This is a genomic window from Dyadobacter frigoris, from assembly GCF_005280585.1.
Classification (GTDB): domain Bacteria; phylum Bacteroidota; class Bacteroidia; order Cytophagales; family Spirosomataceae; genus Dyadobacter; species Dyadobacter frigoris.
The window spans coordinates 1-9,353 of the sequence record NZ_SZVO01000039.1; the positions used below are offsets into that span (position 1 = coordinate 1).

12 protein-coding genes and 1 pseudogene are annotated in these 9,353 nt (G+C 40.7%); 9 read left to right on the forward strand and 4 right to left on the reverse strand.

Annotated elements, in window-relative coordinates; translation table 11 throughout:
- Positions 1-265 (forward strand): transposase (locus tag FDK13_RS36865; RefSeq protein ID WP_170982952.1); only part of this gene is annotated, 265 nt, incomplete at its 5' end.
- A 136-nt stretch (positions 266-401) separates the two neighbouring features.
- Here FDK13_RS36865 and FDK13_RS34780 read toward each other — a convergent pair.
- From FDK13_RS34780 to FDK13_RS34795, 4 genes are all read right to left on the reverse strand, one after another.
- A complete protein-coding gene (locus FDK13_RS34780; RefSeq protein WP_170983021.1) occupies positions 402-851 on the reverse strand; it encodes a hypothetical protein in 450 nt (149 codons plus the stop codon).
- Positions 848-1,786 carry a hypothetical protein gene (locus FDK13_RS34785; protein WP_137344614.1) on the reverse strand — a complete coding sequence of 313 codons (939 nt, stop codon included), beginning with the start codon at positions 1,784-1,786 and terminating at the stop codon, positions 848-850. The genes FDK13_RS34780 and FDK13_RS34785 overlap by 4 nt, the downstream gene beginning before the upstream one ends.
- 14 nt (positions 1,787-1,800) lie before the next feature.
- The gene (locus FDK13_RS34790) at positions 1,801-2,421 is read right to left on the reverse strand and encodes a recombinase family protein (protein ID WP_137344615.1); all 621 of its coding nucleotides are present in this window, start codon (positions 2,419-2,421) and stop codon (positions 1,801-1,803) included.
- 65 nt (positions 2,422-2,486) lie between these two features.
- Entirely contained in the window at positions 2,487-3,224 is a 738-nt protein-coding gene (locus FDK13_RS34795; protein WP_310588189.1) for a plasmid pRiA4b ORF-3 family protein, read from the reverse strand.
- 233 nt (positions 3,225-3,457) lie between these two features.
- Between FDK13_RS34795 and FDK13_RS34800 the strand changes: the two genes are divergently transcribed.
- The 8 genes and pseudogenes from FDK13_RS34800 to FDK13_RS34835 all read left to right on the forward strand — a co-directional run.
- The gene (locus tag FDK13_RS34800) at positions 3,458-3,979 is read left to right on the forward strand and encodes a GNAT family N-acetyltransferase (protein ID WP_137344617.1); all 522 of its coding nucleotides are present in this window, start codon (positions 3,458-3,460) and stop codon (positions 3,977-3,979) included.
- Positions 3,976-4,431, forward strand: a complete 456-nt coding sequence (locus tag FDK13_RS34805) for a MarR family winged helix-turn-helix transcriptional regulator (protein WP_137344618.1) — start codon at positions 3,976-3,978, stop codon at positions 4,429-4,431. Before FDK13_RS34800 ends, FDK13_RS34805 begins: the two co-directional genes overlap by 4 nt.
- Positions 4,432-4,750: 319 nt before the next feature.
- Positions 4,751-5,512: a helix-turn-helix domain-containing protein gene (locus tag FDK13_RS34810; RefSeq protein ID WP_137344619.1), complete on the forward strand. Its 762-nt coding sequence runs from the start codon at positions 4,751-4,753 to the stop codon at positions 5,510-5,512.
- A 254-nt stretch (positions 5,513-5,766) separates the two neighbouring features.
- Complete coding sequence (locus FDK13_RS34815) at positions 5,767-6,099, forward strand: ester cyclase (RefSeq protein WP_285547139.1); 333 nt, start codon at positions 5,767-5,769, stop codon at positions 6,097-6,099.
- A gap of 38 nt (positions 6,100-6,137) precedes the next feature.
- Complete coding sequence (locus FDK13_RS34820; protein ID WP_137344620.1) at positions 6,138-7,001, forward strand: fumarylacetoacetate hydrolase family protein; 864 nt, start codon at positions 6,138-6,140, stop codon at positions 6,999-7,001.
- A gap of 83 nt (positions 7,002-7,084) precedes the next feature.
- Complete coding sequence (locus tag FDK13_RS34825; RefSeq protein ID WP_137344621.1) at positions 7,085-7,540, forward strand: cupin domain-containing protein; 456 nt, start codon at positions 7,085-7,087, stop codon at positions 7,538-7,540.
- Positions 7,541-7,853: 313 nt separating this feature from the next.
- Positions 7,854-8,699 (forward strand): HD domain-containing protein, encoded by an 846-nt coding sequence (locus FDK13_RS34830; protein WP_262711849.1) that lies wholly within the window; start codon positions 7,854-7,856, stop codon positions 8,697-8,699.
- 264 nt (positions 8,700-8,963) lie between these two features.
- A pseudogene (locus tag FDK13_RS34835) lies at positions 8,964-9,353 on the forward strand (ISNCY-like element ISSydi1 family transposase); the annotation flags it as partial.

Genomic DNA, 9,353 nt, shown 5'->3' on the forward strand with positions numbered 1-9,353 from the left:
GAAACACGTAAGTCCAGGGGAACGCAATCCAATCGAGGGGAAGTTTGGCCAAGCCAAAACAGCTTATGGCCTAAACCGGATAAAGGCAAGATTACAAGCAACAAGCCAATCCTGGATTGCATCCATCATCCTAGTGTTGAACCTGGTCAAGTTGGCCGGGGAAGCACTATTGTGCCATGTGGTGCTAGTTACTTATTCAGCAAGACAGATGAAGTTTGAGCCGTGGCTGCGGAATCGTCAACCACAGCTCAAGCTCGCAGCGTAAGACAAAAGAAGACATATTCAGCAGACCCTAAGTAAACGCATCTTAAAAATGACTGAATACCAGGTTTACAAAGAAATTTCGTCCGGCTTCTGGAAAACCTTCCACCAATGTGGAGTGCATCAAAAAGTGTGGGAGATCATGCCGCTTCCTGGATGAAGTCAGGATCCTTCACTGATTTCATCGGCCTGAAATCCGGATACATCTTTCGAAAAGTATCTTCCCATTCATTGTTCAATACTTTTGTTCGGACTTGAAGCAGCAAGTGTGCACCTTTTTTAGTCCACTGCATCGACTGTTTTTTAGAAAACCGTTTGGCAATTACATAATTGACTGTGGATTCCACAAAGCTGGTTGAAATAACTTCGCCGTAATTGTACCGCTCGGAGTAATTGACGATAAAATTTATATTGTTTGAAATGTATTTGTCGAAGTCGGTAACATATGTTTGGAACGGTTTAATCTTGTCATATTTTTTCTTTTGCGTCTTGTCTTCCAGGTGATCGGTAAGATAGAAGTCAAGGTCATCACAATGCTCAATTGCCCGTACAGCATTACCGTGCCATAAATTCCATTTTATACGGGTCAATAAATGTTGAAAATATTTTCCTCTTTTTTCATCAACCCAAGTGCGCACTGGTGCAGAACTGTCAGTTTCATCGTAATATGAAACCAATCCAGAATGTGCGTGGATTCTGCATTAAGGTAGGTTTGCAGGTTTCGTAAGTTGTCAGCACCATCTGAAAAAAACTCAAGCTGCTGGTGGGGCTGCATTCCTTGTGATACAAGATGGTCATAAAACCGGCGTTTGGATTTTAAATCATATGATCCTACAAATGCAAAGCATTTGGCTGGTTTTTCAGCCGGAATCGACTTGCCAGCGATAACTTCGAATATGCTTTTTTTATCTTTCCAGTCCCGGACATATCCGCCATCAATCCCAACAACCATTGTTCTTTCGGGCCTTGGCAGCGCCTGCCGCTGGTTTATGCTGCCACAGTCGTACATCCACTGCTCTTCTCCAACCTCTTGCTCCTGGGCTAACGCCAAGTCATATAGATGGTTCTGGACCGTTGTCGCATTAATCGTTTCCGCAACCGGCAGGACTTCTTTCAATAAATTTGCCGTCTTTTCAAAAGGGATTAAACATGCCCATTTCGTTTCAAGAAACAAAAGCTCAGGAGTAGTATGATTTGGAAGCAGTTCATTCAGAGGGCTGAACGTTTTTTTATCTTCGCCATAATATCTGGGGCTTTCAAAAGTGATATCACCAAAAAGTGTTTTGAGTTTAACGGTATAGTTCCCTTTTTTACGAAGCTTTTGCATCCCCTTACTTTTGATAAAAGCGCCCAGTTGCTTTTCCACGATGGATTGCTGCAAGTTTTTCAATAACTGCTTTGATTCACAAAGGTTCAATCCAATGTTTTCAAAAGTATCAAATGACTTATCAAAGGTGAAAATCTCGTCAGTGTAAGCAGTTTCATTTTCGCCGGGTTCGCATACTAATTGGAGTTTGAATTTCATGATTATTAAGGTTATCAGGAAATATAATCTTTGACTTTTCTTACCGTATTGATAGAGGTATCACAAATTTTAGCCGTTTTACGCGCACTGATACCCAAACGTAGATTCCGGACCACCGAGGGGTACTTCTTTAAAAAAGCCTCCTTGTCTTCGCTTGATCCATCTGGCCGGCCTAAATGTTTCCCTTTCCGGCGTGCTTCGTCCATTCCCGACAGGATGCGTTCCCGCAATGTTTCCCGTTCCATCCGTGCAAATTCAGCCAGCAGCGTAAACATAAATTGAGCAATGGGGTTTCTCTTGCCGTTTTTTAATGTTTCAATACCAAAGTTCTGTACATAAACACTGATTTGAAGTTTGGTCAGCTCCTCCAATACATTTAAGACTTCAACCGTCGAGCGCCCCAAACGGGAAACTTCCTGAACCAGGACCTTATTGATCTCGCGTTTACGCGCCATGGCCAGCAGCTCCTGCAGACCATCACGCTCCTGATTATACTTTGCACCGCTTACCTTCTCAGCTATTTCTGCAACAATCCGTAGGCTTTGGGTTTGAGCCACCACCCGTAGGTCTTCTATCTGCCGTTGGTAGTCCTGTTCTCTTTTTGATACCCGGACGAAAATCACTCCCTTTTCCATCACACCAAGTTACAAACTATAATCAAATTAACCACTAGGTTTTATTGATACAGAAAGTATTGCTCTTAATCATCAAAATAAGCATCGTAACCACCCAAAGTTCTCCAAAATTTACCATCACCCTTTTTTTGATACAGTTTGGCTAATGCCTGGTTCATTTTTTTCTTATCGAAGACTTCACTGCGGTGTTTGAGATACCACCAAGGGGCACTATCCAGATCAAGGTCCGGAACTTCTCGGTTCTCGATACTTTCCAGTACGTTTGACAAGGTTTCCTGGATCCAACTGAACTGACCTATCAAAGCATCCTGATATGCATACGGGCCACCGACATCTTCCGGAGGGCAAGCTCTTCGTCCGGCTGTACAAATTGGATGTCGGTATCCGGGCCTGGTATTCTCAACCTTCTCGACACGGATTTCGTGTTTCCAATAGTCGCCAAAATCATAAATATATGAAAATTTATCGCCAGCCCTCAGACCTAAATCTCCGATAAAAATTTCACTGGGGTCATCACGATAATAAGTGCCTCCTTCATAGGCAATTCCATAATCAACTCCCCAGATATGAAAAACATGTAAATGCTGGTTCTCCCAGCCCATCATCATCTGTATCAAATGATGCAGCTCTGCAATATGCGTATTGCCGTCAATGATAAAGCGCCGGAAAATCATTGGCGAAATATTTAGGATGTGTACCTTCAAATGATAGATTCCAGTTCGAGGATCAACGGCAACTGGCTGGGCTACATTTTTGCTTTCATGACAAGGTGGGGACGCTAAGGCTTTCAAATTCCTTCTCAAGTTATCAAAGAATCAATTACCCCACACTTTTTGATGCTCTCCAAAAAAAGGAATAATGGGAATTATATATTCCGTCTTCTGCTGCTTATTAATCTACTTGCAAAAACTACACATTTTCAGGCACTTATTGAAAACATATTTAATTTTAGTTGACAAAGTCAACTTTATTAATTTAATTTGTAATCAATAATCTGAATCAAACTTTAACACCTGCCAATTTAAATATTGCCAATATGGAAACCCTAGTCAAACCTGATTTATCCGCAATCAAGATCAGAAATGTTTTAATGCCTGGAGATCTGGGATATATTGCACATGTCCATGCAGATTTGTATTCAAAAGAATACGGTTACGGCCTGAATTTTGAGGCCTATGTATTGGATGGACTGAATGACTTTGCACATGAATATGATAGTTTAAAGGATAAGGTTTGGATTTGTGAGCATGAAGATAAAATCATTGGTTTTCTGGTAGCCCAGCACAGGGACCTTGCCATTCAACTCCGTTATTTTCTGTTCCAGCCAGCATACAGAGGCGCCGGATTGGGAACAAAACTAATGAAAGAGTTTATAAGCTTTATGAAGGTAAACAAATGCACTCAAGCTTACCTATGGACAACCGAAGAACAGCAGGCTGCAATCGGTTTATATATGAAATTCGGTTTCCGTCTCACAGAGCAGAAGCTGTCAAACGCTTTCGATAAAAAGCTTGTTGAAAGGCGTTATGAACTGGATTTATCCAAAGATCAGCTATGAGCTTAGAAAAGAAAATTGTCCAGATCAGAAGCTTTAACCGTTTCTATACCGATGTATTAGGCCTGGTTAACAACAACCTGTTGGACAGTGAATATTCACTTGCCGAGGCCCGGATACTTTACGAAATTTTCACAGCGAGAACTGTGTCAGCCTCAGATATCATTAGCAAACTGAGCATGGATAAAGGCTATTTAAGCCGTATCTTAAAAAAATTCGAACGGTCAGGATTGATCATAAGAAAAGCTTCCAAGGAAGATGCCAGGGTCTATCTGCTTTCATTAACCGATCAGGGTAAAAGCGTTTTTGATACCCTTAACCATGCCTCTTATCAGCAGATTTCAAGGCTCGTGTCGAATATGGCTGAACAGCAGCTTGATGAGCTGGTTAAATACATGCACGAAATAACAAGACTTCTACAAAAAGCCAACAAGCATATTACCGGATCTCATTAAACGCAGGATTTAAAAATCCCGCGATTTCATGTTCAATCACTGGCATAGACCACGAATTTCCAAACGGGCAGAGTTTTACGGTCTAACCATCTGGGTATTTTTGTTTAATCCAGCTTGTTTAAACTGCACTAATACTTCACTTAATGTCTGACTCAATAATCGAAACAAAGGAACATTATATTAAGCGTTAACCTTGAAAACTTATAACCTGCCAGATGATTTAACTACCGAACCCTCTATCAGTGAGACTGAAGTGATTATCCGGTACTACCGGTCAGGGCATAATACAATCAAAAACAAAATCATATTAAACCGTAATATGATTAATCTGCTTATTAGTGGTAAGAAAACTGTTGTTTACCCTGAAATTTCGATTGATATACACCAGGGAGAGTTGGTCATTCTCTCAACCGGCAATATCTTGACAACAGAAATCATTTCCAACACACAGAACTTTACAAGTGTACTGCTTTACTTCAGCAATGAACTGTTAAACCGCTTCTGGATAAAATATCAATCATTACTAAAAGGATCTATTACGAAAAATACCGACCAGCCATTTCTTACCTATACTCAGGATTCCTTTATTCGCCAATATGTTGAATCGCTAATCGTGTTACTAAAAAGTCCGGTAACATTATCAGCAGAAATCAAACAAATAAAATTAGAAGAACTGCTTTTATATCTGATCCTTCTGGATCCTGCGAAGTTCCAGTCATTACAACTCGTTTCAAAAGATCATCAGGATTTACTATTAAAGACGGCGGTTGAAGGGCACATCGGGATGCCTATTACAGTGCAAGAACTGGCATTTTTGTGTAACATGAGCAGTTCTACTTCTAAAAGAAATTTTCAGCGCATATACGGTACATCACCACAGCAATGGTTATTGGAAAAGAAGTTGCAGAAAGCCGGAGAGCTATTAAAATTTCCAGGGGAAAGTCCGTCCGGGGTATATCTGAAAGTTGGCTATAAAAATCATTCTAGCTTTTCACATGCTTTCCGGCATTACTTCGGCCTTAACCCAAGCGAATACCAGGTCCAGAATTTGAACGTCCATCGACAAGATCTGGACGCATAGCCCTCACATCCAGACAAGCCTTTGCTGTACCTTCGTTTTATGAAAGTATCCAAACATATACAAAAGGTAGCAGTAACAGCAATAATAATTTGGGTATCTTATGGCCAAAGTATTGCTTTTGGCGTTCCGCCCAAAGTCCATCAAACAAATAAGTACATGCAAACACAAACCGAAAAAAATAAAGCCGTCGTGCGACGCTTTAATTTAATAAGGAAGTTATCGAAGAAGGCGACGTTGAAAGTTTTAAAAACTTAATCGATGAGCAGTTTATTAATCATTCTGCACCTACTGGCGCTGACAACGGCCCCAACGGGATGATAAATACTTTTAACAACATTTTACGGCCTGCGATGCCCGATATGAAAGTAATGATTTATGAACAGGTGGCCGAAGGAGATCTTGTAACCACACGTAAAAACATTAGTGGCACACACACTGGTACACTACTTGGTTTGGCGCCAACAGGCCACAGGATCAGCATCGATGTCATCGATATTGTACGGATCAAGAATGGAAAATATTTAGAGCACTGGGGTGTCAATACACTGCCAGAAGTTTTAACAGAGCTCAAGAATGCTAGCAAGTAATATTAATCTGCCAAAACCAGGCTTCAACATTCCCGGAAATGAAACTTATTAGGTATGGGGATCAGGGTAAGGAGAAACCAGGTATAGTGCTGGATGGGTCCATATTTGATCTTTCTGAATTCACAGAAGACTTTAACGAGCACTTTTTTGAAAGTGGCGGTTTGGAACGGCTATGCAAATTTATAAGCAATGCCGCAAAAAAACTTTCAAAAGTGAACAAGGCTGTCCGCATTGGGTGCCCGGTGGCAAGGCCCTCAAAAATTGTAGCTGTTGGTTTAAATTATCTTGAACATATCGCTGCTACCGGACTGCCTGTTCCAAAGGAACCTGTCATTTTTTTAAAAGCAACTTCTGCTATATGTGGCCCCTACGATACAATTTTATTACCACCTGGCTCAGAAGAAACCGACTGGGAAACGGAGCTTGCCGTCATAATCGGTAAAAGGGCAAGTTATATTTCTCAGCAGGATGCACGGGGTATTATAGCGGGGTACAGTGTTATGAATGATATCAGTGAACGTAGTTATCAGCTGGAAAGGGGCGGAACTGTTGATAAAGGCAAAGGATGTAATACGTTTTGTCCAATCGGTCCTTATCTGGTCACACCGGATGAAATTGAAGATCCGAATAATCTGGCTATCTGGTTAAAGCTAAATGGGAAAATGATGCAAAACTCCAGTACAAAGGATCTATACTTCAAAATACCATTTCTAATATCTTATATTAGCCAGTTCATGACCTTACTTCCAGGCGATATTATTGCCACAGGCACTCCTTCTGGTACGGGTCACCGCCAATCACCTCCAGTTTTTTTAAAAAGTAAAGATGTGCTCGAATACGGTATTGACAATCTTGGAATTGCCAAACAAACTTGTAGAAATACTAGTCTTTCCACGCAGTGAAAATCTGACAGATATAATAAACAAACATGCGACAGGCCTTTGCCAACGCAGTATACCGCGTATATTAATAAAATTTTTCCGTTATGAATTCCCCGATTTACCGGTTTTTCGGCTCAATGCAGCGTATTCTGATGAGCGAAAAGGAGACAGCATCCCAATATGATCTTATTGAAGGCACATTCCCACCGGGTGCACAATCCCCGTTGCATGTACATGCTAATTATTCTGAAACAATTATTGTGCTTGAAGGTCAGGTAACGATTTATATGCCTGGTCAGCAGCATTCACTTAAAGCTGGTGAAAGTCATTTTATTACCAGAGATGTTGTTCATTGTGTTGTCAATCAGTCTGAAACAAGTCCGTTCAAAGCAATTGTTGTTGCTTCGCCTAGTGGATTTGCCCGCCTGATCAGAAGCGTAGGTATTTGTGAAAATGGAACAAATGAACCCCAGCAATCATTTGATATGCAGTTGGCTGCACAGGTCATGGCTGAGATTGGAGATACCATCCTGGGACCGCCTGGCGCTCGCCCTGAATAGCAGATTATGTAAGCATAAGTTCCCCCTCTTTGCTGACTTTACCTGCCGTAGGATTTAAATTCTTAACAGAAAATATCAATTAGATAGTTTTGAAGAAAATATTTAAACTTCCTTGAAGTGTCAAATGCTTGCTTCTTATTTTTGTTTTTATTGAATAATAATTAAAACACGGTTATTTCGATGCAATATCAGGATCTGGTCTATGGAAAAGTGGTGATTAAAGACCCCGTTTTGTTGGATCTAATAAAGACCAAAGCATTTTGAGCGTCTGGGTGGTATATCTCAACATGGCATTACAGGATTTTTAAAGTTAATACAGCCCGTCACCAGGTTTCAGCACTCTATTGGCGTGATGTGGTTAACCCAAAGATTAGGATGTTCATTACAAGAACAAATTGCCGCACTGCTTCACGACATCAGCCATACTGCTTTCTCCCATGTGATTGATCACGTCTTCAATGGTCCAAACGGGGAGAGTTATCATGAGCTAAAAAAAGAAGAGTATCTCGAAAAGTCGGATATTCCGAAGGTTCTAGGAAACTACGGCTTTGATTGGCGTGATTTTATCAGCGAAGACAACTATCCAATTTTAGAGCAGCCAGCACCCGCTTTATGTGCGGATAGGCTGGATTATTTTTTCCGTGACGGTATTGCCACAGGTCTGTTCCAGGCAAAAGAGGTTAATAAAGTGCTAATGCATTTATCCGTGAGAGATAAACTTATTTGTGTTAATAAAATTGAAGAAGCCCGCTGGCTTGCATACAACTATATGAAGGCTGATGAGCTGATTTGGTCGGAGCTTAAAGCCCTGGGTCTGTACGAGCTAATGGCTCAGCTCACACAAACTGGCTTTTTAAAATCTATTATTACTGAGGCAGACGTCTGGCTTACAGACCAGCAGCTCTGGAATAAGGTTTCCAGCAGTCCGGATCCCGAACTTCAATTTCAAATTTTACAAATTACAAAGGTTCCCGATTTCGTTTTAGCCGACAAATATCCCTGGCGCATACTCACGCCGAAAATACGAACAATCAACCCGGCCTTATGGATGGACGGCAAAAAGGTCCTATTAACAGATCTTGATACTGATTTTCGCAGTGATTTAACCGCTTACAATCAAATGAAACAACGGATTTTACCCCTTCAATTAGTAAGGTAATTACCAATGAAGTATCATCAGCCAGGATGATACAACCCCTTCTCAACACTTTTTGTAATTGTGTCCTTTGCAATTTGCCATAAGACAGCAGAAGTTTGCTGAATAATCTTCTTCTTTTCAAGCACGGCTGACATTTTAATATGGTCAGGATTGCAATCCCTTTTTCCTATTTGTAAATAATTAGAGTCTGTCTATAAACTTCAACTGTCTGTAATATAGTTAATTAAGCTATCGAATTTTGATTTTTCTTTGTATCTTTAGTTTATGAAGATGAAACTGTTTGAAGAATTTCTGATAAAATTTGAGCGCCCGGATTGGTCTCGGAATCCTGAGTTTGCGCTTTTAGATGCGCTTATAGAGGGTCATCCAAGCTTGGTGACCCTTGTGTCCGCTGACATATTAAAAGGCTGTAAGCAGAGCGATTTTGGCCGTCAAGACATGCCCGGTGTTGAGCAAATTGTCCGTGCTGCGATTTATAAGGAGCTGAAAGGTCTTGATTACCGGGAATTGGAATATGCTCAAACAGATTCCAGGATATGTGCTCAATTTATAAAAATTGATGTAGTTCGCCCTTATAGCTTTCAGTTATATCAGAAATATATTTCAAAAATCACCGAAGAGAACGTGCAGAAATTATTGGTTTCACTCAATAAA

Excerpts from the sequence above, each read along its gene's own strand:
- FDK13_RS34800 (WP_137344617.1), top strand. The coding sequence starts at position 3,458 with ATGGAAACCCTAGTCAAACCTGATTTATCCGCAATCAAGATCAGAAAT.
- FDK13_RS34785 (WP_137344614.1), bottom strand. The coding sequence starts at position 1,786 with ATGAAATTCAAACTCCAATTAGTATGCGAACCCGGCGAAAATGAAACT.
- FDK13_RS34825 (WP_137344621.1), top strand. The coding sequence starts at position 7,085 with ATGAATTCCCCGATTTACCGGTTTTTCGGCTCAATGCAGCGTATTCTG.
- FDK13_RS34810 (WP_137344619.1), top strand. The coding sequence starts at position 4,751 with ATGATTAATCTGCTTATTAGTGGTAAGAAAACTGTTGTTTACCCTGAA.
- FDK13_RS34790 (WP_137344615.1), bottom strand. The coding sequence starts at position 2,421 with ATGGAAAAGGGAGTGATTTTCGTCCGGGTATCAAAAAGAGAACAGGAC.
- FDK13_RS34805 (WP_137344618.1), top strand. The coding sequence starts at position 3,976 with ATGAGCTTAGAAAAGAAAATTGTCCAGATCAGAAGCTTTAACCGTTTC.
- FDK13_RS34820 (WP_137344620.1), top strand. The coding sequence starts at position 6,138 with ATGAAACTTATTAGGTATGGGGATCAGGGTAAGGAGAAACCAGGTATA.